The sequence below is a fragment of the Streptomyces sp. Tek67B01 genome, assembly GCF_055231995.1.
Map to the genome: position 1 here is coordinate 4566872 of NZ_JBUYUY010000001.1, position 21832 is coordinate 4588703.

At 71.3% G+C, this 21832-nt stretch carries 22 protein-coding genes and 1 tRNA gene; 12 read left to right on the forward strand and 11 right to left on the reverse strand.

What is annotated here, in order from left to right:
• Position 1: 1 nt before the first annotated feature.
• Together ACV7NM_RS20550 and ACV7NM_RS20555 are read left to right on the forward strand one after the other, a co-directional pair.
• Complete coding sequence (locus ACV7NM_RS20550) at positions 2–1378, forward strand: sensor histidine kinase (RefSeq protein ID WP_463411638.1); 1377 nt, start codon at positions 2–4, stop codon at positions 1376–1378.
• A 63-nt stretch (positions 1379–1441) separates the two neighbouring features.
• Positions 1442–1774 (forward strand): DUF3303 family protein, encoded by a 333-nt coding sequence (locus tag ACV7NM_RS20555; RefSeq protein WP_463411639.1) that lies wholly within the window; start codon positions 1442–1444, stop codon positions 1772–1774.
• Between the two features lie 74 nt (positions 1775–1848).
• Here the strand turns inward: ACV7NM_RS20555 and ACV7NM_RS20560 are convergent, their stop codons facing one another.
• From ACV7NM_RS20560 to ACV7NM_RS20575, 4 genes are read right to left on the reverse strand one after another with little or no spacing between them, the layout of a single operon-like run.
• Entirely contained in the window at positions 1849–3177 is a 1329-nt protein-coding gene (locus ACV7NM_RS20560) for a GH1 family beta-glucosidase (RefSeq protein WP_463411640.1), read from the reverse strand.
• A 5-nt stretch (positions 3178–3182) separates the two neighbouring features.
• On the reverse strand, positions 3183–3998 hold the full coding sequence (locus ACV7NM_RS20565) for a carbohydrate ABC transporter permease (protein ID WP_463414004.1): 816 nt from the start codon (positions 3996–3998) through the stop codon (positions 3183–3185).
• 5 nt (positions 3999–4003) lie between these two features.
• Positions 4004–4957 carry a carbohydrate ABC transporter permease gene (locus tag ACV7NM_RS20570; RefSeq protein WP_463414005.1) on the reverse strand — a complete coding sequence of 318 codons (954 nt, stop codon included), beginning with the start codon at positions 4955–4957 and terminating at the stop codon, positions 4004–4006.
• Between the two features lie 28 nt (positions 4958–4985).
• The gene (locus ACV7NM_RS20575) at positions 4986–6314 is read right to left on the reverse strand and encodes an ABC transporter substrate-binding protein (protein ID WP_463411641.1); all 1329 of its coding nucleotides are present in this window, start codon (positions 6312–6314) and stop codon (positions 4986–4988) included.
• Between the two features lie 114 nt (positions 6315–6428).
• Here ACV7NM_RS20575 and ACV7NM_RS20580 point away from each other — a divergent pair, with 114 nt between their 5' ends.
• On the forward strand, positions 6429–7454 hold the full coding sequence (locus ACV7NM_RS20580; protein ID WP_463411642.1) for a LacI family DNA-binding transcriptional regulator: 1026 nt from the start codon (positions 6429–6431) through the stop codon (positions 7452–7454).
• A gap of 59 nt (positions 7455–7513) precedes the next feature.
• Here the strand turns inward: ACV7NM_RS20580 and ACV7NM_RS20585 are convergent.
• The 4 genes from ACV7NM_RS20585 to ACV7NM_RS20600 all read right to left on the reverse strand — a co-directional run bounded on the left by ACV7NM_RS20585 (position 7514) and on the right by ACV7NM_RS20600 (position 10278).
• Positions 7514–7586 (reverse strand) — tRNA-His (locus tag ACV7NM_RS20585).
• 137 nt (positions 7587–7723) lie between these two features.
• Positions 7724–8326, reverse strand: coding sequence for an oligoribonuclease (orn, locus tag ACV7NM_RS20590; RefSeq protein WP_190182571.1), 603 nt, complete (start codon positions 8324–8326; stop codon positions 7724–7726).
• Between the two features lie 88 nt (positions 8327–8414).
• Positions 8415–9581, reverse strand: a complete 1167-nt coding sequence (locus ACV7NM_RS20595; protein ID WP_136214349.1) for a helix-turn-helix domain-containing protein — start codon at positions 9579–9581, stop codon at positions 8415–8417.
• A 376-nt stretch (positions 9582–9957) separates the two neighbouring features.
• Positions 9958–10278 (reverse strand): hypothetical protein, encoded by a 321-nt coding sequence (locus ACV7NM_RS20600; protein ID WP_463411643.1) that lies wholly within the window; start codon positions 10276–10278, stop codon positions 9958–9960.
• Positions 10279–10704: 426 nt separating this feature from the next.
• Here ACV7NM_RS20600 and ACV7NM_RS20605 point away from each other — a divergent pair, with 426 nt between their 5' ends.
• Both ACV7NM_RS20605 and ACV7NM_RS20610 read left to right on the forward strand, forming a co-directional pair.
• A complete protein-coding gene (locus tag ACV7NM_RS20605) occupies positions 10705–11235 on the forward strand; it encodes a universal stress protein (protein ID WP_463411644.1) in 531 nt (176 codons plus the stop codon).
• 99 nt (positions 11236–11334) lie between these two features.
• Complete coding sequence (locus ACV7NM_RS20610; protein ID WP_463411645.1) at positions 11335–11901, forward strand: acetate uptake transporter; 567 nt, start codon at positions 11335–11337, stop codon at positions 11899–11901.
• 100 nt (positions 11902–12001) lie between these two features.
• Here ACV7NM_RS20610 and glmS read toward each other — a convergent pair whose 3' ends face one another.
• From glmS to ACV7NM_RS20625, 3 genes are all read right to left on the reverse strand, one after another.
• Entirely contained in the window at positions 12002–13819 is a 1818-nt protein-coding gene (gene glmS / locus ACV7NM_RS20615; RefSeq protein ID WP_463411646.1) for a glutamine--fructose-6-phosphate transaminase (isomerizing), read from the reverse strand.
• 62 nt (positions 13820–13881) lie between these two features.
• A complete protein-coding gene (locus ACV7NM_RS20620) occupies positions 13882–14157 on the reverse strand; it encodes a hypothetical protein (RefSeq protein ID WP_136214344.1) in 276 nt (91 codons plus the stop codon).
• A 107-nt stretch (positions 14158–14264) separates the two neighbouring features.
• The gene (locus ACV7NM_RS20625; RefSeq protein ID WP_463411647.1) at positions 14265–15185 is read right to left on the reverse strand and encodes a DUF4429 domain-containing protein; all 921 of its coding nucleotides are present in this window, start codon (positions 15183–15185) and stop codon (positions 14265–14267) included.
• 52 nt (positions 15186–15237) lie between these two features.
• Between ACV7NM_RS20625 and ACV7NM_RS20630 the strand changes: the two genes are divergently transcribed.
• From ACV7NM_RS20630 to ACV7NM_RS20660, 7 genes are all read left to right on the forward strand, one after another.
• The gene (locus tag ACV7NM_RS20630; protein WP_463411648.1) at positions 15238–16827 is read left to right on the forward strand and encodes a beta-N-acetylhexosaminidase; all 1590 of its coding nucleotides are present in this window, start codon (positions 15238–15240) and stop codon (positions 16825–16827) included.
• Positions 16828–16925: 98 nt separating this feature from the next.
• Entirely contained in the window at positions 16926–17420 is a 495-nt protein-coding gene (locus tag ACV7NM_RS20635; protein WP_463411649.1) for a hypothetical protein, read from the forward strand.
• Positions 17417–18052, forward strand: coding sequence for a hypothetical protein (locus tag ACV7NM_RS20640; protein ID WP_463411650.1), 636 nt, complete (start codon positions 17417–17419; stop codon positions 18050–18052). Before ACV7NM_RS20635 ends, ACV7NM_RS20640 begins: the two co-directional genes overlap by 4 nt.
• A complete protein-coding gene (locus ACV7NM_RS20645) occupies positions 18049–19746 on the forward strand; it encodes a putative T7SS-secreted protein (protein WP_463411651.1) in 1698 nt (565 codons plus the stop codon). Before ACV7NM_RS20640 ends, ACV7NM_RS20645 begins: the two co-directional genes overlap by 4 nt.
• A gap of 22 nt (positions 19747–19768) precedes the next feature.
• Positions 19769–20152, forward strand: a complete 384-nt coding sequence (locus ACV7NM_RS20650; protein WP_463411652.1) for a hypothetical protein — start codon at positions 19769–19771, stop codon at positions 20150–20152.
• Between the two features lie 63 nt (positions 20153–20215).
• Positions 20216–21349: a YrhB domain-containing protein gene (locus ACV7NM_RS20655; RefSeq protein WP_463411653.1), complete on the forward strand. Its 1134-nt coding sequence runs from the start codon at positions 20216–20218 to the stop codon at positions 21347–21349.
• 23 nt (positions 21350–21372) lie between these two features.
• Positions 21373–21792 carry a hypothetical protein gene (locus ACV7NM_RS20660; protein ID WP_463411654.1) on the forward strand — a complete coding sequence of 140 codons (420 nt, stop codon included), beginning with the start codon at positions 21373–21375 and terminating at the stop codon, positions 21790–21792.
• Positions 21793–21832 lie beyond the last annotated feature (40 nt).

A 21832-nucleotide genomic window follows, 5' to 3' on the forward strand; every position in this document is an offset into this window, starting at 1 on the left:
CGTGAGGTGGGCACTGGTCAAGGTGTGCCTCGCCGTCACCGCGATGGTGGTCATCGCCTTCGCCGTCCCGCTGGGGCTGGTGGTCCGGGAGATGGCGAGCGACCGGGCCTTCTCCAACGCCGAGCGGCAGGCCGCGAGCATGGCGCCGACCCTGTCCATCACCACCGACCCGATGCAGCTGCGCAAGGCGGTCGAGTCCACGCAGATGGGCGCCGCCCAGCGGATGGCCGTCCACGTCCCGCCGATCGGCGACCGGACGGCGGTCGACATCGGCGCGGGCTGGGCCGGTCCGCACGCCGTGGAGGAGACCCGGCGGATGGGCCGGGCCACGACCGCCTCGGTGGCGGGCGGCGGAGCGGCGCTGCTCCAGCCGACCGCGCTCGGCTCCGGCGACATCGCGGTGATCGAGATCTACGTACCGGAGAGCGAGGTCAGCAACGGTGTCACCACCGCGTGGCTGGTGCTCGCCGGGGTCGGGCTCGCCCTGATCGTGGGCTCGGTGGCGGTCGCGGACCGGCTCGGTGCCCGCCTGGTACGGCCGGCGGAACGACTCGCGGACGCCGCGCACCGGCTGGGCCAGGGGCGACTCGGGGTGCGCGTACCGGAACAGGGCCCGAAGGAGCTGCGCTCGGCGGCCGCCGCGTTCAACGCGATGGCGGACCGGGTCGTGGAACTCCTGGCCAACGAGCGGGAGCTGGCCGCGGACCTCTCGCACCGGCTGCGGACACCCCTGACGGTTCTGCGGCTCAACGCGGCCTCCCTCGGGGACGGCCCGGCCGCCGAGCAGACGCGGGAGGCCGTCGAGCAACTGGAGCGGGAGGTCGACACGATCATCCGTACCGCCCGCGAGCAGCGTGCCCCGGCCGTCCCGGGCGGCCCCGGGGCGGGGGCGGGCTGCGACGCCTCGGAGGTGATCCGCGACCGGATGGCGTTCTGGTCGGCGCTGGCGGAGGACGAGGGGCGGGAGGTCCGTCTCGCCGGGGTGGACCGTCCCGTACGCATTCCCGTGGCCCGGCCCGAGCTGGTGGCCGCCCTGGACGCGCTGCTGGGCAACGTCTTCCGGCACACCCCCGAGGGGACCCCCTTCGCGGTCGACGTGCACGACGCGGGGGACGCCGTGATCGTCCTGGTCTCGGACGCCGGTTTCGGGATCGCCGACCCCGACGCGGCCCTGAGGCGCGGCAACGACGGCGGCCGGGACGGCTCCACGGGGCTCGGCCTGGACATCGTGCGCCGGGTCGCGGAGTCCACGGGCGGTGACGTCCGGCTGGGCCGCTCCGTGCTCGGGGGCACCGAGGTCCGGATGTGGATCGCGCTGGACGACCGGACACGAGGCGAGGACCGCCGCAGCCGCCGCAAGGGGCGCGGAGCCAAGTAGGCGGTGCGCGCCCGGACGGCGGACCACCGGTTGCCGCCCCCGCCCGGGACCCCGAGGGTGGCCGTGAAGGACCGATCCGTCACCACCACCGAAGGGGCCCCGATGCGCGTCATGCTCCGCGCCCACATGGACACCGCCGCCACCAACGAATCGATCAAGAGCGGCGCGCTTCCCCAGGCCATGCGCAAACTCATGGAAACCCTCAAGCCCGAGTCCGCCTACTTCGGTCTCTCCGAGGGCGTCCGCTCCTGCTGGATCGTGTTCGACATGCAGGACAGCTCACAGCTGCCGGCGATCGGCGACGAGCTGTTCAGCCAGCTGGGCGCCGAGATGGAGATCTGTCCCGTCATGACCGCCGACGACCTGACCAAGGGCCTCCAGGCCATCGGTCGCTGACGCCCCGCCCCGCCCCGCCCCGCCCCGTCCCGACGGGCGGCGGCGGGGGCGGGGCCGCCCGCCGAGGGGCCCGCTCAGTCGAGCCGGCCGCTGCGGGCCACGGCCGCGTACCAGCGGGCGCTGGAGCGCGGGGTGCGGGCCTGGGTGTCGTAGTCGACGTGGACGATGCCGAACCGCTTGGCGTACCCGTAGGCCCACTCGAAGTTGTCCATCAGCGACCACAGGAAGTAGCCCTCGACCGGGGCCCCGTCCGCGATGGCCCGGTGCACCGCCGCGAGGTGCTCGCGCACGTACTCGATGCGCTGGGGGTCGTGCAGGTCGGGGGCGTAGGCGGCGCCGTTCTCGGTGACCAGCAGCGGCAGGCCCGGCGCCTCGCGGGCGAAACGCACCAGCAGGTCGTGGAGGCCGCTCGGGTCGATCGACCAGCCCATGTCGGTGCGTTCGCCCGGCGGCTGGTGGAAGGCGACCCCGTCCGCGCCCGGCCAGGGGGAGTGGTCGCCCGCTCCGTGGCCGTCGGCCCGGGGGGCGCCGGGGGCGGCGGACGCCGACACCACCGCCGGGGTGTAGTAGTTCACCCCGAGGAAGCCCAGCGGCTGCCGGATCAGCGCCTCGTCGCCGGGCCGCAGGAACGCCCAGTCCGTCACCTTCGCGGTGTCCTCCAGCAGGTCCTGCGGGTACGCGCCGTGCAGCAGCGGCCCGGTGAAGATCCGGCTCGCCAGCGCGTCGACCCGCCGCGCCGCGTCCGCGTCGGCCTCGGAGCCGGTCAGCGGCCGCACGGCGCTCGGATTGAGCGCTACGCCGACCCGGGCCGACGAGGGCAGGACGGCCGCCGCCAGACCGTGCGCGAGGTTCAGGTGGTGCGCGGCGCGCAGGGAGTCGGCGGGGGAGGTACGACCGGGGGCGTGGACCCCGGAGGCGTAGCCCAGGAAGGCGCTGCACCAGGGCTCGTTGAGCGTCGTCCACATCCCGACCCGGTCGCCCAGCACCCGCCCGACCTGCTCGGCGTACGCGGCGAAGGCGTAGGCGCTCTCGCGCTGCGGCCAGCCGCCCGCGTCCTCCAGTTCCTGCGGCAGGTCCCAGTGGTAGAGCGTCGGGCAGGGTTGGATGCCGTACGAGAGCAGCTCGTCCACGAGCGCGTCGTAGAACCCGATACCGCCCGAGCGCACCCGGGGCCACGACACCGAGAACCGGTAGGCGGACAGGCCCAGTTCGGCCATCAGCGCCACGTCCTCGCGCCACAGCCTCAGGTGGTCCGTCGCCACGTCCCCGGTGTCACCCCCGTGCACCTTGCCCGGTGTGCGGCAGAAGGTGTCCCAGATGGAGGGAGCGCGCAGCTCGGCGCCGCCCTCGATCTGGAACGCCGCCGTGGCCGCGCCCCACAGGAACCCCTCGGGGAACTCCATCGCGTTCAACCCTTCACCGCCCCCTGCATGATGCCGCCGACGATCTGGCGGCCGAAGATCAGGAACACCAGCAGCAGCGGGAGCGTGCCCAGCAGCGCACCCGCCATGATCACGGACTGGTCGGGGATGTAGCCGCGGCCCAACCCCGTCAGGGCCACCTGCACCGTCGGGCTGCCGTTCTGCGTCAGCGCGATGATCGGCCAGAAGAAGTCGTTCCAGGTCATCACGAAGGTCAGCATCCCCAGCACCGCCATCGCCGGGCGGGCGGCGGGGAAGACCACGTGCCACACGATCCGCAGCGAACTCGCCCCGTCCGTGCGCGCCGCCTCCACCAGCTCCACCGGCAACGCCTGCGCCAGGTACTGCCGCATGAAGAACACCCCGAAGGCGGACACCAGCGCCGGCAGGACCACCGCCTGGAGCCGGTCCGTCCAGGACAGCTCGGCGATCAGCATGTACAGCGGCACGACGCTCAGCTGTGGCGGGATCAGCATCGTCGCCACCACCAGCGCCAGCAGGCCCCGGCTGCCCCGGAACCGCAGCCGCGCGAACGCGAAGCCCGCCAGGGTGGAGAGCAGGACGGTGCCCGCCGCGACCGTTCCCGCGACCACCAGCGTGTTCAACAGGGCCGTCCCCATGTGGGCGTCGGTCCATGCGATCGACAGGTTCCGCCCCAGGTTCCCGCCGAACCAGAACGGCGGCGGGGTCTGCGCGAGCCGGGTGTTGGTGCGCGAGGCCGCGATCGCCGTCCACACCAGGGGGAAGAGGGAGCCGGCCGTGAACAGTGCCAGGACGAGGTACGTGGGCTTCCCCGCACGCATGACCTTCACCGGGAGCCTCCCCGCACCAGCCGGGCCGCGCCCGCGACCAGCAGCAGCATCAGGAACATCGCCCACGCGATCGCCGAGGCCCGCCCCAGGTGCAGGTTCACCCACCCCTGCTCGTACAGGTACAGGCCCAGCGTCTGGAACTGGTGGTCGGAACCGCCGGTCGCGCCCGAACCGCCGTTGAACAGCAGCGGCTCGCCGAACAACTGAGTGGCACCGATCGTGGACACGACACAGGTGAAGAAGATCGTCGGCCGCAGCGAGGGCACCGTGACGTGCCGGAACTGCTGCCACCGCGAGGCGCCGTCCAGCGCGGCGGACTCGTACAGGTCGCCGGGGATGGCCTGCATGGCCGCCAGGTAGATCAGCGCGTTGTAGCCGGTCCACCGCCACACCACGATCGTGGACACCGCCAGCTGGGAGGCCAAGGGGCCGTTCTGCCAGTCGACGGCCCCGAACCCGACGGTCGACAGGGCCCAGTTGACCATGCCGTGGTCCCGACCGAAGAGCAGCACGAAGACGAGCGTGGCCGCGGCCACGGAAGTCGCGTACGGCGTCAGCACGGCGACCCGGAAGAACGCCGAACCCCGCAGCCGGTAGTTCAGCAGGTGCGCCAGACCCAGCGCGATCAGCAACTGCGGCACCGTCGACAACAGCCCGATGGTGACCGTGTTGCGCAGCGCGTTCCAGAAGAAGGCGTCGTCCCACAGCCGGGTGAAGTTCCGCAGCCCCACCCACGTCATCGAATCCGGGTCGGTCAGCTCCACCTGGTGCAGCGCCGCCCACCCCGTGTACAGCAGCGGGAAGAGCCCGAAGGCGGTGAAGAAGAGGAAGAAGGGCGCCACGAAGGCGTAGGGACTGAAGCGCAGGTCCCACCGGTAGCGGCGCGAGCGCCACGCCTGGCGCCGGCCGCCCGCGTCCGCCCCCGCCGAGGGGGAGGACGCGGGCGACAGGAGGACGGTCTCGTCGGTCACCGCCGCCTCACTGGTCCAATGCGTTGTCGATCGCCGCCACCGCGGCGTCCCAGCCCTCCTGCGCCGACCGGCCCTTCTGGTCGACCTGGAGCATCCCGATGTCCGCCAGGTTCTGCGCGATGACCAGGTCCTTCGGCCCCACCACCGTCACCGGCACGCCCTCGGCCGCCCGGGCGAAGATCTCCCCGATCGGGGCCTCGCCGAAGTACGGGTGGTGCGCCCCCGCCACCGCCGGCAGCTTGTACGCGGCGCTCGCGCTGGGGAAGCTACCGCGCTTCTCGAACAGCTTCGCCTGCTGCGCGGGGGCCGTCAGCCAGGCGGCCAGCTTCGCCGCCTCCTGCGCGTGCTTGCCCGCCTTGGGCACCACCAGGAACGAGCCGCCCCAGTTGCTCGGCTTCGGGGCCGCCGCCACGTCCCACTTGTCCTTGCCCTCGGGGCCCGCCTTGTCCTGGATGTAGCCGAGCATCCAGGCCGGGCAGGACACGGTGGCGAAGTTCCCGTTGGAGAAGCCCTGGTCCCAGGCCGGGGTGAACTGCTGGAGCTTCGCGCTCAGTCCCTCGGAGGCGAACCGGGCCGCCAGGTCGAAGGCCCCGCGCACCGCCGGGTTCGTCTTGTAGACGACCTTGCCCTGGTCGTCGTAGAACCGCTGGGCGTTGCCGGCGGTGACGGCCGCCATCACACCGGACGCCGAGTCGACGAACGCCTTGCCCTCGCCCGCCTTCGCCTTGTAGGCCTTGCCCGTCTCCAGGTACTTGTTCCAGTCGCCCGCCCAGAGCGCGCCGACCGCGGCCCGGTCGGTGGGCAGCCCCGCGGCCGCGAAGAGGTCCTTGCGGTAGCAGATGCCCTGCGGGCCGATGTCGGTGCCGAGCCCGACGGTCGCACCGCCCTTGGCGGTGCCCTGCGCCCACTTCCACGGCAGGTACGCCGCCTTGTCCACGCCCGGCGCCTTGCCGAGGTCGACCAGCTTGTCCGCCTGTGTCGCGGTGATCTCCGCGATGTTGTTGACCTCGACGGCCTGGACGTCGGCGAGGCCGCTGCCCGTGCCCAGATGGGTGAGGAGCTGCGGGTAGTAGTTCTCGTTGCGCTCGATCGAGGTCTGCTCGATCCGCACGTCCGGGTGCTGCGCCATGTACTCGTCGTACAGGCCGGCCTCCTTGAGCCCGAACGCGCCGAACACCCCGACGGTGAGGGTCGTCGTCGCCTTGCCGCCGGCCGGGGCGCCCTGCCCGGAGGGTTCGGCGGGGTCCTGGGAGCAGCCCGCGAGGAGCAGCGCCGCGGCGGCGACGGCCAGGGCTCTGAGGGACGTGGGGGAGTGGGGCCGGGATCGGGCTCGCATCGGGATCCTCCTGGGAAGGGCAGGACGTGCCGGGTGTCGTGTGCCACAGTGTGGGAGCGCTCCCACTGACGTCAAGAGGCGGTCAAGAGGTAGATTCAGAGCCGGGAGGAAGCCATGAGCGGGCAAGGGCGCAGCGGGGGACGGCCGACCCTGGAAGAGGTGGCGGTACGGGCCGGGGTGGGACGCGGCACCGTCTCCCGGGTGATCAACGGCTCCGCCAAGGTCAGCGAGCACACCAGGGCCGTCGTGGAGGCCGCCGTGGCCGAGCTGGGGTACGTACCCAACCGCGCGGCCCGCGCCCTCGCCGCCAACCGCACGGACGCCATCGCCCTCGTCATCCCCGAGCCCGAGGCCCGCTTCTTCGCCGAGCCCTACTTCTCCGACGTCGTGCGCGGCGTCGGCGCCACCCTCGCCGAGACCGACGTCCAGCTGGTGCTCACCCTCGCCGGCGGCGAGCGGGAGCGCCGGCGGCTGGCCCAGTACCTGTCCGGGCACCGCGTCGACGGGGTGCTACTGGTCTCGGTGCACGCCGGGGACCCGCTGCCGGGGCTGTTGGCCGAGCTGGGCATACCGGCGGTGATCAGCGGGCGCCGTTCGGCCGACGAGACGCTGCCCTGCGTGGACTCCGACAACCTGGCGGGCGCCGCCGGGGCCGTACGCCACCTCTTGGGACGGGGCCGCCGGGCGATAGCCACCATCACCGGGCCACTGGACGTGTACGGGGCCCAGTGCCGCCTCGACGGCTACCGCGAGGCCCTCGCCGTCGCCGGGCACCCCGCGGACGAGCTGCTGATAGCCCCCGGGGACTTCACCGAGGAGGGCGGCCGCCGGGCCATGCGGGAGTTGCTGGAGCGCCGCCCCGCCCTGGACGCCGTCTTCGCCGCCTCGGACGTCATGGCTGCGGGCGCCCGGCTGGAGCTGCGGGCGGCGGGCCGCCGGATACCGCAGGACGTGGCCCTGGTGGGCTTCGACGACTCGGTGGTGGCCCGGCACATGGACCCTCCGCTGACCAGCGTGCGCCAGCCGATCGAGGAGATGGGCCGGACCATGGCGCGGGTGCTGCTGGAGCGGATCGCGGGCGGCCCCGCGGACGCCGCCGTGGTGCTGCCGACCGAACTGGTGGTCCGGGAGTCCTCCTGAGGCGTGCCCGGACACGCGGAAGGCCCCGGCCGCTTTCGCGTACCGGGGCCTTCCCGCAGGGTGAGTGACGGGACTTGAACCCGCGGCCACCTGGACCACAACCAGGTGCTCTACCAACTGAGCTACACCCACCATGTCCGGTCGCGTGAGCGACCGGCCGAAGAAAAGGGTACAGGGTCCGGAAGGGTGCTCGCTCCCCCCTTTCCCCGCGCCCCCCTCCGGCACACCCTTGAGGCCCCTTTCAGTGGCCCCGAGCGCCGGACCGGCCCCTATTCGCCGGCGACGACGTACTTCGCGGCGATCGTGCGCGCCGTGTCCGAGTCGGGCCCGGGCTGCGGGACGAAGACCGCCTCGCGGTAGTAGCGCAGCTCGGCGATGGACTCCTTGATGTCCGCGAGCGCCCGGTGGTTGCCGTTCTTCGGCGGACTGTTGAAGTAGGCCCGCGGGTACCAGCGGCGCGCCAGCTCCTTGACCGAGGACACGTCCACGATCCGGTAGTGCAGGTAGGACTCCAGCGCGGCCATGTCCCGCAGCAGGAAACCTCGGTCGGTGCCGACCGAGTTCCCGCACAGCGGCGCCTTGCCGGGCTCCTTGACGTGCTCCCTGACGTACGCCAGGACCTGCGCCTCGGCGTCGGCCAGGGTGGTTCCGCCGGCCAGCTCGTCGAGCAGGCCGGACGCCGTGTGCATCTGGCGCACCACGTCGGGCATGGTCTCCAGGGCCGCGTCCGGCGGGCGGATCACGATGTCCACGCCTTCGCCGAGCACGTTGAGCTCCGAGTCGGTGACCAGTGCGGCCACCTCGATAAGTGCGTCGTCCGTCAACGAGAGCCCGGTCATCTCGCAGTCGATCCACACCATGCGATCGTTCATGGGCCCCAGCTTAAGCGTCGCGACACGAAGGTCCCCCACATCGGGGACGGCCGATGTGGGGGACCTTGTGTCGATCTCGCGGTCCGGGCTACGCGTGCTCGCGCAGGACCCGGCCAGGGGAGTACAGCTCGGTGACCGTCGGACCGGCCGCGGCCAAGGCCGCCGCCGCCCGCTGCGGGGTGCGCTGGTGCGGCACCGGACCACCGGACAGCTCGGCCACGTGAGGTACGTCGGCCTGCGGCCGGCGCGCCCGGTAGGCGGAGCGGTAGGCGGCCGGGGACGACCCCAGCTGACGCCGGAAGTGACCGCGCAGCGCCACGGGCGAACGGAACCCGCAGCGCCCGGCCACCTCGTCGACCGAGTAGTCGGAGGTCTCCAGCAGCCGCTGCGCCTGGAGCACCCGCTGGGTGATCAGCCACTGGAGCGGCGCGCTGCCGGTGAGCGAACGGAACCGCCGGTCGAAGGTGCGCCTGCTCATGTAGGCGCGGGCGGCCAGCGTCTCCACGTCGAACTGCTCGTGGAGGTGTTCCAGCGCCCAGGCGACGACCTCGGCCAGCGGGTCGGCGCCGATCTCCTCCGGCAACGACCGGTCGAGGTAGCGCTCCTGGCCGCCGGTGCGGCGCGGCGGGACGACGAGCCGGCGGGCCAGTGCCCCGGCCGCCTCGCTGCCGTGGTCCGTGCGCACGATGTGCAGGCACAGGTCGATTCCGGCCGCGGTGCCCGCCGAGGTCAGTACGTCGCCGTCGTCGACGAACAGCTCGCGCGGGTCGACGTGGACGGACGGGTACCGCTTGGCCAGCGTCGGCGCGTACATCCAGTGCGTCGTCGCGGGCCGGCCGTCGAGCAGACCGGCGGCGGCGAGCACGAAGGCCCCCGTGCACAGTCCGACGATCCGGGCCCCCTCCTCGTGCGCCAGACGCAGTGCGTCGAGCGCCTCGGGCGGAGGCGGTGAGGTGATGGACCGCCAGGCCGGAACGACGACCGTGCCTGCCCGGGCGATCGCCTCCAACCCGTACGGCGCGGTCAGTTCGAGTCCGCCGGTGGTCCGCAGCGGACCGTCCTCACCTGCGCACACGAGTAGTCGGTAGCGTGGAACTCCCGCGTCCTGCCGGTCGATGCCGAACACGGAAAGTGGAATGGAACTCTCGAAGATCGGTCCGCCGCTGAACAGCAGCACCGCGACGATCTCCCTGCGGCGACGCCCCGCGAGCTTCCGGCCCGCGTCCGCGACGACTGCGGTGGAATCCTGGCTCATGGCGCTAAGCCCCCCTTGGGTGTCGCGACTCCTTGGTCTGGTCGCACCTGCACGTTTCCCCTCGGCCTTGCACGTGGATCCCCCGCCGTAAATACATGATCGAATCTACTGCGTCCCGTGGTGTCGGCGTGACAAGTTCAGCACGCAGCGCTATGTCGACTTGGCAACTTGGCGAAAAGCATTCGATCAGTAAGCGTTCCACTCCGCTACCCGTTCAGGAAGCGCGCGGTTTGGCCATGGCCAGTACTCACGGGGTCGAGAGCGCACCGACGCTCCGTCGTCGCTGGTGGTAGGGGGGTCGGGCGGACATTCCGGCAAGGAACGGACCCTGCCGGGAAGTTGGCCGAAAACAGGTGGGTGTGTACGTGCGAACCGGTCAGTCGTGTGGGGAGATCCCGCCGCGACCGTGACAGCCGCGGTGCGAACCGGACCCGCCGCGTGAGTGCCGGCCGCGGTGGACGGAGCCGGAGGCCCCCTCGGCGCGGACCCGGGCGGCGGCCCGCTCCGCCTTCTCCGAGTGCCGCAGCAGCACCCGGCAGGCGGCGGTGACGGCGGCGAGGCCGAGCGTGGTGACGGCGGCCCCGCCGAAGGAGGTCCCGTAGACGACGAGGATCACGGGGACGAGCAGACAGCTGAACGCGGCCCAGCGCACCACCTCACCCGAGGGGTCGACATGGGAGTGCCGCGCGGAACGCACGGACGGGTGAACGGGGGAAGGGACGAAAGGGGCTCCCGCTCCGGCGGGCCGGGTGGACTGCGTCGACGGAGCGGGCTGGACGGGGTGATCCGGATGGCCGGGCACGTCGTACTCCCTGCGGGCTCTTCCTGGACGGTCGGACCGTTGTCCAACGGCGGGCGGTGCGGCTCGGTCACTGCGCGCACGGGTGGCTCGCCGCGCTTCGGTCACTGGCTGTAGGGGACAGCCGCCATTGCCAATGCGCCTCCCCTCGGGCATGCTCCCTGGGACGCTCCTCAGGGGCGGCAAGCCCTGTGCAGGACAAGGGTGTCGCCGTACCCTGAGAGGTGAAGGCCCGGGAAGACGTGTCCCGGACAGAGCCCCGTCACAGTGCGTCGCCGAATTCCCCCCCCGTCGCTTCCCCGAGGACCCTTCGCCGAGACATCGATGGCCGGTCACGAATACTCCGAACCCGCGGACCGCAAGCGCAAGCGCCTCGCCGACCCCGCGTCGGCGGACCTGCGCGCGGTGGAACAGGCGCGCCTCCCTTGCGACCCGGCCTTCCGGCACGGCGTCGTGGTCGGCTTCGACGGCTCCACGTCGAGTGAGCGCGCCCTCGCGTACGCCATCGGCATGGCCCGGCGCTCCGGTTCCGGTCTGATCATCGTCCACGTGGCCAACCGACTGCCCACCACCGTGTGGGCGGGCTGCGAGCCGCCGGTCTTCGTGGACGTCCCCGACCACCGCACGGAAGTGCTGGGGCTGGAGCTCGCCTGCGCCGACTATCTCGCCGAGGTCCCCTGGATCCTGGTCGAGCGGGGTGGCGACATCTGCCACGAGTTGGAGGAGGTCGGCCGCGAGTACTCGGCGGACGCCATCGTGGTCGGCTCCACGCACGGGGTCGTCGGCCGGATCTTCGGCTCGGTGGCGGGACGCCTGGCCAAACGGGCGCAGCGACCCGTTGTTGTGATTCCGTAACACTCCGTTCGCCGGTTGTGCGGTTGTGAACCCCCTTGTAAGGGGTAGATAAATGCTGCTGGGACGCAGCAAACAACTGCAGATCGAAGGGAGCCCGCCGTGGACAATGGTGTCTCTGCGGGAAGCACGGCCTCGACTTCGACCCTCGGGCACATAGCCCTGGGTCTCACCCTTCTCGCATTCGGTATCGGCCACACCGGCATCATCGGCGGCGTGAGCGCGGCGGACTCCGTATCCCTCGCGATGTACGTGGGCGGTCTCGCCCTGTTCGTCCTCGGACTCCTCGAGTTCCGCGGCGGCAACGGCTTCAACGGCACCGCGTTCGCGGGCCTCGGGGCCTTCTGGTTCACCTGGGCCGGCGGAGCCGACGCCAAGGTCTCGGCCCACGCGGCCGGCCTGTTCCTGGTCCTCTTCGCCCTCCTCGCCCTCACCCTGACGGTGGGCGCGGCCGGCGGTCTCTTCGGGCAGGGCGTCTACGGGCTGCTCACCCTCTCCCTGGTGCTCCTCGCGGTGGGCACCTTCGCCGGCAGCGGCGGACTGGGCAAGGTCGCCGGCTGGGTGGCGGCGGTCGCGGGCCTGCTGGCCTGGTACGGGGCGACGGCCGCCCTGGCCCACTGGCCGATGGCGGTCGGCCGGGGCTCCCGGCGCGGCGCCGTCGCCGCCTGACGGACGCGTGCGCGGCCTGACGCGGGCGCGCACGCGGATGAGAACGGGCCCCGGGGGCAATCCCCCGGGGCCCGCCGCCGTTCGTCCGTGGACGGTGTGACTACTCGACCGTGACCGACTTCGCCAGGTTGCGCGGCTTGTCGATGTCCCGGCCCAGGGCCAGGGCGGTGTGGTACGCCAGCAGCTGGAGCGGGATGCCCATCAGGATCGGGTCCAGCTCGTCCTCGTTCTTCGGGACCACGATCGTGTGGTCGGCCTTCTCCTGCTCGCGGTGGGCGACCGCCAGGATGCGGCCGCTGCGGGCCTTGATCTCCTCCAGCGCCGCGCGGTTCTTGTCCAGCAGGTCGTCGTCCGGGACGATCGCGACCGTCGGCATCGCCGGCTCGATGAGCGCGAGCGGACCGTGCTTGAGCTCGGAGGCGGGGTAGGCCTCGGCGTGGATGTAGGAGATCTCCTTCAGCTTGAGGGAGGCCTCCAGGGCCACCGGGTAGCCGCGCACCCGGCCGATGAACATCATCGACTTGGCCTCGGCGTACTCGGCCGCCAGCTTCTTGATGTCCTCCTCGCCCTCCAGGATCTCCTGGATCTGGGCGGGCAGCTTGCGCAGGCCCTCGATGATCCGCTTGCCGTCGGTCACCGACAGGTCCCGGATGCGGCCCAGGTGCACGGCGAGCAGCGCGAACGCCACGACCGTGTTGGTGAAGCACTTGGTGGACACCACGCAGACCTCGGGTCCGGCGTGCACGTACACGCCGCCGTCCGCCTCGCGGGCGATGGCGGAACCGACCACGTTGACCACGCCGAGGACGCGGGCGCCCTTGCGCTTGAGCTCCTGCACGGCCGCGAGGACGTCGTACGTCTCACCCGACTGGGAGACCGCGATGTAGAGGGTGTCCGGGTCCACGACCGCGTTGCGGTAGCGGAACTCCGAGGCCGGCTCGGCGTCGGCCGGGATGCGCGCCATGCCCTCGATGAGGCCGGCGCCGATCAGACCCGCGTGGTACGAGGTGCCGCAGCCCAGGATCTTGACCCGGCGGATGCCGCGCGCCTCGCGCGGGTCCAGGTTCAGGCCGCCCAGGTGGACGGTGGAGAAGCGGTCGTCGATCCGGCCGCGCAGCACGCGGTCGACGGCTTCCGCCTGCTCGGAGATCTCCTTGTGCATGTACGTGTCGTGGCCGCCCATGTCGTAGGAGGCGGCCTCCCACTCCACGGTCTCCGGGGTGGCGGTGGTCGTCGTGCCGGAGGTGGTGTAAGTACGGAAGTCGTCGGCCTTCAGGGTGGCCATCTCGCCGTCGTCCAGGGTGACGATCTGGCGGGTGTGGGCGACCAGCGCGGCGACGTCCGAGGCGACGAACATCTCCTTCTCGCCGATGCCGAGGACGACCGGGGAGCCGTTGCGGGCGACCACTATGCGGTCGGGGAAGTCGGCGTGCATGACGGCGATGCCGTAGGTGCCCTCGACGACCTTGAGCGCCTCGCGGACCTTCTCCTCCAGGGAGTCGGCCTGGGAGCGGGCGATCAGGTGGACGAGCACCTCGGTGTCGGTCTCCGAGACGAAGACGACGCCGTCGGCCTCCAGCTTGGCGCGCAGCTCGGAGGCGTTGTCCACGATGCCGTTGTGGACGACCGCGACCTTGTTCTCGGCGTCGAGGTGCGGGTGGGAGTTGATGTCGCTCGGGGCGCCGTGGGTGGCCCAGCGGGTGTGGGCGATGCCGGTGGTGCCGGTGAAGCGCTTGGGTACGCGGGACTCGAGCTCACGGACCCGACCCTTGGCCTTGACGACCTTCAGGGCCGCGGACTTCGGGCTGTTGACGACGATGCCCGCGGAGTCGTAGCCGCGGTACTCCAGACGCTGGAGACCCTCCAGCAGCAGCGGTGCGACGTCACGCTTGCCGATGTAACCCACAATTCCGCACATACGGTCTTGCCCCTCCTGAAGTCCGGTGGATCGTGCTCGTACCTGGCCCTGTAGGGCTCTGCTCAGCCGTAGACGATGCGGCGCAGCTGCCGGAGCGAGAGCTCCGGGGGCGCCACGGCGCGGTGCGGCAGTTCGGCCGCGATGCGTTCGAAGATCTCCGCGTTGACGGAGCCGCCGGACTGCAGTTCGCGGTGGCGGCGGCGGACGAACGCCTCGGTCGTCTCGTCGAAGTAGGCGAGCACGTCGAGTACCACCCGGGCGGCTTCGCCTCGCTGGAGCGAGGTGCTGCGCACCAGGTGGTCGACGAGGTCGTCATGAGACGGGCGGCGGTCGAGCACTCGTAGATATTGACGGTCCGCGCGGCGGAACGCAAAGATCCTGCCCGGAATCGGGCAGGATCACGTTGGTCTGGACCAGAGGAATGCGCGATTCCGGTCGCGATTGGCTAGAAATGCCCCAAAATAGCAGTTTTCGCGGTGAGGAACTCATCGGCGGTGAGGATGCCGTCCTTGTACAGCTCGCCGAGCTCGCGCAGCCGGCGCAGCAGCACGTCGTGGTCGGGGGCGGCGGGAGGGGGGATCGCGGCCGGGGCGGTGGGCGCGGTCGGGGCGCTGGGGGCGGCGAGGCCGGCGAGGGTGGCCGGGGCGGTCGCCGTGGCCCGGGCGCCGGGGTGGGGGAGGCGTACCGTCACGGCCGCCGCGACGAGCGCGGTCAGCAACTCCTTCTTGCCGAAGCCGAAGAGTTCCGCCGCGTACGGGTCGTACTTGGGCGCCGGCGCCGCCTGCGCGCCCGCCAGGGTGAACCGGAGCCGGCCGTTCGAGAGGCCCTTCGCCGGGACCCAGTCCACCGCCCGCACGTCCGCCACCCGGAACCGGCTCGGGCCGACCGAGTGCTTGGCGTCCTCCGCCGTCCAGTTCCAGTCCAGCGTGATCGTGTCGCCGTCGAAGGACACGGTCGCGTCGCCCGCCTCGGCCGTCAACGGCACGGGCGGCCCGGGCAGCAGGTACGCGTCCGCCGGGCCGGGATCGACCTGGTCGAGCAGCAGGGCGCTCCGCACCTCGTCCACGAAGTACTCCGCGACCGCGGCCCGGGCCGGGTCCACGGTCAGCTTGTACGGGTCGGCGGTGTCGGGAAGCCGGCCGGCGGTGCCCTGGGTCAGCGGGTCCGCGCCGTCACGCGGTCGCAGGCGCAGCCGGCCCGCCTTGCGGCCCGGCTCGTAGGAGATCCCGGCGATGGCGTGGAGCGGTACCGACAACTCCCCGAGGGATTGGCGCAGCGGGCCGACGTCCTTGTCCCGGCCCGGCACGACGCGTACCGCGTCACCGTCGAAGGTCCATGTGCCGTCCTTCTGGATGATTTCCGCCATCTTGTCATTCTGTCACCGGTGTTGACGGTCCCCGTGGCCTATACCTGGGCGCATGAGAGTCCTGCGACGCACGCTCGGCACCCTCCTCGTCCTCGGCGGCGCCACGCTGTCCTGTGCCACCGCGCAGGGCGTCGACGCCAAACCCGGGGACGTCCGTGCCCGTCCCGCCGCCGCGCCGGCCCCGTACGAACGGCTGCTGCCGGCGCCGGTCTCCGTGCGGGCCGCCGGCGCCGGCTACCGCTTCGGGGCGGGCACGGTGATCCGTACCTCCGGTTCGGCCGAGGAGGTGCGTCGGGTCGGGGAGCTGCTGGCGGACCAGTTGCGCGGACCGAGCGGGCTGCCGCTGCCGGTGGTCGACGGCGCGGGTGGGGACGGGGTCCGGCTGCGGCTCGACGCGGCGGCGCCCGGGCTCGGCGCGGAGGGCTACCGGCTGGAGACCCGCGCGGACGGGATCACCCTCACCGCCCGGACCCCGGCCGGGCTGTTCCACGGGGGCCAGACGCTGCGGCAACTGCTGCCGGTCAGAGGGCCCGGGACGGTGCCGGGCGGGACGGTCACGGACGCGCCGAGGTTCGCGTACCGCGGGGCGATGATCGACATCGCGCGGCACCACTTCACGGTCGAGCAGGTCAAGCGGTACGTGGACCAGCTCGCCCAGTACAAGGTGAACACGCTGCACGTCCACCTCACCGACGACCAGGGATGGAGGCTGGAGTCCACGTCCTGGCCGAGGCTCGCGCAGCACGGCGGCGGCAGCGAGGTGGGCGGCGGTCCGGGCGGCCACTGGACGAAGGACGAGTACCGGGACCTGGTCGCGTACGCGGGGGAGCGGTACGTGGACGTGGTCCCCGAGATCGACATGCCGGGCCACGTGAACGCGGCGCTGGCCTCGTACGCGGAGCTGAACTGCGACGGCAAGGCACGGGAGCGGTACACGGGAACGAAGGTCGGCTTCAGCTCGCTGTGCGTCGCCAAGGAGCGGACGTACGAGTTCGTCGACGACGTGCTGGGGGAGGTCGCCGAGCTGACCCCCGGCAAGTACCTGCACATCGGCGGCGACGAGGCGCACGCGACACCGGCGGCGGACTACGCGGCCTTCATGGACCGGGCGCAGGCGGTGGTGGGGAAGTACGGCAAAACGGTGGTGGCCTGGCACCAGCTGGCGGCGGCAAGGCCGGCCCCGGGGGCGGTGCTCCAGTACTGGGGCCACGGCGGGACCCCGGCGAAGGAGAAGGAGCGGCTCGCGCAGGTGGCCAAGGCGGGCCACCCGCTGATCCTGTCCCCGGCGGACCGGTTGTACCTGGACATGAAGTACGACGCCACGACGAAGCCGGGCCTGGCGTGGGCGGGCTACGTCCCGGTGAAGCGGTCCTACGACTGGGACCCGGGGACGTTCCTCCCCGGGGTCCCGGAGTCGTCGGTGCTGGGCGTGGAGGCCGCGCTGTGGACGGAGACGATCGGGACCCGGGCCGACTGGGAGTTCATGGCCTTCCCGAGGATGCTGGGCCTCGCGGAGCTCGGCTGGTCCCCGGCGGCGGCCCACGACTGGCCCGCCTACAGCCGCCGCCTGGCAGCCCAGGCCCCCCGCCTGGAAGCCCAGCGCGTCACCTACTACCGCGCGCCGGACGTCCCTTGGTCGTAGCGGCACCGGGCCCGGGAGCATCGGGCCCGGTGTGACTTCGTGCGACGATTTCTCCAGCCGGGGGGCCGGACGGTGGACCACAAGAGGGGGAGTTCGAGGTGGGGTTCGACGAGGAATGGGCACAACTGCGCGCGGCGGCGGCCGAACGCGCGGCGTCGGCGGCCGTCGGCATGCCGCTCGACGCGCCTGCTGTTCCGACCGCGCCTGCTGTTCCGACCGCGCGGGTTGATCCGCTCGACGCGGCCCGGGAGGCGGCGCAAACGAGGTTGGCGGATCTGCGGGGCCGGGTCGTGTTGGTGCCGCTGGACGACCAAGGCGGGTTGTGGGCCGCCGAGCTCGGCGGTCTGGACTGGATCTGCGCGTTCTCGGACGAGGAGGCGTTGGCCCGGTTCGCCGAGGCACGGGGAGAGGCCGGGCGGGAGTGGCCGTACCGGCGGGTGGCGGGGGCGCGGCTGTTGGACGAGGTGGTGCCGGCGCTGGACTTCCCCTGCGGGGTCGCGTTGGACGCGGCCGGACCTGACGGGGCGGTGTTCCCGCCGCTGCGCGGCATCGTGCCGGACACGGCGGCGCTGGACGGGGAGGTGGCGGCGTGAGCGGGGACGGCGCCGATCTGGACGTTTCGAAGCAGGCGTTGGGGCAGATCGCCGAGGGGATCACGAAGGCGTTGGCCGAGTTGAGGGAACTCGGGATGGTGGGCTCGGCCGGCATGGGACGCGGCTTCTCGGATCTGTCGCTGTCCGGGATGGAAACGGGTCACGACGGCCTGACGTCCTCGTTCGGGTCGTTCTGCGAACGCTGGGAGTGGGGTGTGCGCTCCCTGGTGCAGCAGGGCAACGACTTCGCGGCGAAGGTCGGCCTGTCCGCCGGTCTGGTGCACGAGCAGGAGCAGTACATCCAGGGCGGTTTCAAGGTGCTGGCGAACTCGGCGATGGGCAACCCGTACGCGTCGGAGGACGAGATCACCAAGAAGAGCTGGGGCGACGTCCTCGCCGACAACCCGTACACGCAGGTGAGGGACGCGGACTACAGCCCGGAGTCCTTCGAACAGGCCAACGAGAACAGCAAGGAAGCCTGGAAGAGCGCCGTCCGGGACGTCAACAGCTCCAAGATCCTCCTGCCCAACCAGATCATCGATGCCGCCGGCCTACGGGACGAGGTGGACGCGGCGGTCGACGACATGGTCGGCCCGGCGCCCGAGCCCCCTGCGGGCGGTGAGCGCGGATGACCGACTGGGGCAAGCTGGCCGACACGGGACTGGACAAGCTGGGGCGCGGCTGGGACGCCACCAAGAAGGCGGTCGGGCAGGGCGTGGACCAGGTCGCCCACGGCGTCGGCGACGTTCTGGACCAGGTGGGCGCGCACGGCTGGGCGGACAAGGTCGACGACTGGGGCGACGACATTGCCTCGGACCTCGGCGCCTCCATAGCCGAGCAGCAACTCGGCCAGACGCAGCAGGCCAACGAACTGATCCACGGCAAGGCGTCGGCGATCCTGGAGTCGGCGGGACACCTCGCCGACTTCCGGGCCGCGTTCGACCGGGTCGGCCAAGGCATGAAATCCCTGGACTCCGGCCACTGGAAGGGGGTCGCGGCCGACACCTTCCGCGAGAAGTTCGCGATGCACCCCGCCGACTGGCTCCACGCCTCCGATGCGTGCCAGGCGGCGTCCGACGCCCTCAAGCACTACGCGGACACCGTGACGTGGGCGCAGCAGCAGGCGCAGCAGGCCATCGACCTCTACCGGCAGGGCCTGGAGGACACGAAGGCGGCGGCCGAGGCGTACAAGGCCAAGGCGGATGCGTACGAAGCCGCCGCCCGGGCGGGCCGCGACCCGGGCTCCTGCCCGACACCCGGTGCCGACCCGGGCGAGCCGGTCCGCCGGCGGGCGCAGGAGATCCTGGCCGAAGCCCGCCGTCAGCGCAACGACGCCGCCGGTACGGCCCAGCGGGCCATCGACGCGGCCACCGCAAAGGCCCCGGCCCTGCCGTCGGCATCCGACCGGGCATGGGACAACTTCGTCGACTACGAGGCCGGCCAGGCCGTGGAGCTGAACCATTTCGTCGGCGGCGTCCTCAAGGGCACGGCGGGAACCCTCGACTTCGCCCGCGGCCTGAACCCCTACGACCCGTACAACCTCACGCATCCCGCCGAGTACTCGCAGCACGTCAACATGACCCTGGCGGGCCTCGTCTCCACCGCCGCCCACCCCGAACGCGTCCCCGCCGCGCTGCTGGACTCCTTCAAAGACGACTTCAGCGAGGGTGCGGGCCGTCTCCTCCCGGACTTCCTCGGTACCAAGGGATTTGGTGGCGTCAAGGCGGGAGTAAGGCTTGCCGAGCGGGGAGGCGTCGAGGGGGCTTTCAAAGCAGGGCTGTCTGATGCCATGGCCACGCGGAGGGACTGGCGGTCGTGGAATTCGCCGAAATCGACCAAACCTGTAGCCCCCGAAATACCCGGAGATCTTTACCTTTCCACCGGAGACCCGGTGTACTACAGGGCCGGATCCACCGCTATCGGCTATGATTCCAGCACCTTGGTAAACTTTGATCTCGTCAAGCCGAAACTCGGCTACCACGACGTGGTCATTCATGGTAACGCCGATGGTTTCTTCGAGCCGGGTAGGGTGAATGCTTCAGGGAAGGGCTTCTCGGCGGGAGATACGAACCCCTCTCATGTTGTCGATGCCATCCGCAATAATCCGCACTACACCGGTGGGCCTATTCGGCTGATCTCATGTCATACGGGAACTGTGGGGGAGGGGGTGGTGGAAGTGCCGGCGGCGCAAAGCGTGGCAAACCAGCTCGGCGTACCGGTGATGGCCCCCACCAACAAGGTGGGGGTGAGCCAGGCGCTGGGCGCCGGGCAGGCTCCTGAAATATTCGGCGGGGGCTACTGGCGAATTTTCCTTCCGGTGGCCTAGGGATTGCATTCAGGAGAGAAACGTGAAGATTCTTGGTTTTTATGAAGAGTTGTGGCCTGTGGCCGCAGGAGTGCCGGACGGTTCGGTCAGGGATTTTGTGGGAGAGTCCGCGCAAACTGACGAGGCTGACATCTTCAGCTATCTCGACAGTGGGTGCGAGATCCTCACCTTCATGGGGTCGGTGAAGGACGTCCTGGGATCGGATGAAAGGATTGTGGGCGGCGACAACATCCTCACCGACGGGGAGTGGGTCTGGCGAGGGGATCTGTGGTTCTACCTGGTGACATACCACGTCACCTTGCCGGATGAATTCCTGCAACAGGTTCGAGGGCGCAGGTATGTCGTGCCGGAGGTGGACCGTGAACGGCGTGTCGCCATCTACGAACAAGCGCGGCGCATTCTGTAGCGCGTTCTGTAGCGCGAGGGTCGCGGCATCCGGGCCGAAGGGGTGGGGATCGGATTGCGGACGTTGAACGAGGCCATCGAGGTGGCTAGGCCATATCTCGAGCGGGCATTCACCTACGAGCCCTGGACGCTCGTCGTTCAGCCGGAGCTCAGCGAGGAGCACGAGCTGGCGTGGCTTATCAGAATCGACACACAGGAGAGCATCGACGCGGACGATCCGTGGGTGGGACCCATGGAAAAGATGGTGCTCGTGCCCAAGGACGGCACGGCGGTGCGCTTTCCACCGACGCACCTGCCGTTGGAGGAGTACCTCGTGTACGTCCGACACGGCGGCTGGGACGCGGCGACCAAAGCGAAGACCCGTAAGGCCGAGCCGTGGCAGAAAGCGTTGGAGTGGCTCCTCGAGACCTATCACGGGCTGGTCGAACTGGTGGGGATCGGGCCGGTCGCCGAGGACGCGGGTACCTGGTTGTTCGCGTGCCGGACCATCGCGCAGCCCGGTTGCCCGCGGACGCCCATGTTGGCAGCCTCCGTGGTGGTACCCAAGAGCCCCGGCCGGCCCTTCCATCCGGCCGCGAACGACCCGTGGGGGGACGCGGCGGACTACACCCGGACCCGGGAAGGGAGGGACCCCGAGGCGCAGGCGCGGCGGTTGAACGCGCGCGGGTGCGTCGTCACGGTGGCCGCCATGATCGCCGGGGCGCCGTCGTCTCCGTTGCCCTGGCAGCCGGTGCACGAGGCGCCGGGGTGGTGGGAGCTGCTGCTCAAGCGGTACTTCCCGACCGCCGAGCAGCTGCGGTGCGCGAGCTGGGACGAGGTGATCCAACGCGCCGAGGAGACCGGACCGGACACCCAGGGTGTGGTGTGGGTGCGCCGCGCGATCGGAGGCACCGAGGTCAGCGGGCACCTGCTGTACGTGCACAACAACAACGGCAGCGTCGTGTTCCTGGACGGCATGACCGGCGGGCTGGCCCGGCTGGACACCGTCGGTGTGCCGGCGCTGGTGTTCGCGCGGTTCCGCCCCGGGGCGCCACAGTCCGCCGAGGATTTCGGGGCGGCCCGGCTCAAGGCCGAGGAGTGGTTGCGGCGGACGTATGAGGAGCCGGTGGAGCTGGTGGCGCCGGACCCGGCGGACGAGACCGCTCGCGGTTGGCTGTTCGCTTGTCAGACCACGGCTGTCAGACCACGGCCGCGCTGAGGGGCGAGGACTGGCGACACTCGATGATCGACGCCGCGGTGGTCGTGCCGAAGGGACCGGGGGAGCCGTTCCTGCTGCCCAACTCAGACCCGTGGGGATTCTTCGCCCGCTGGGACCGGGGTGAGCAGGCGGGCCCCACCCCCGCGCCGGGCAAGGCCGACTGGTTCACCTCCACGATGAGCCAGTTGGGTCCGATCATGGAGGTGTCCGAGTTCCCGACCGTCGCGGCTTCGGTCCAGGCGATCGCGGCGCTACCGGCCGGAGGCCGCGCCCTGGTGTGGGTGCGCCGCCTGGACGGCCGGGGTCGGGAGTCCACGGGGCTGCTGCTCACCGGTCTGCGCTCCGAGGCCGGGATCGTGGGACTCGTGGACGGTTCCGCGGCCGAGTTCACGAGGCTGGACACCCTGCGGGAGTCCGGGGTCCGGGTCATCCGGTACCGCTGACGCCGCCGGGCCCCGGGCCGGGCGGGGGTCGAGGGACCGT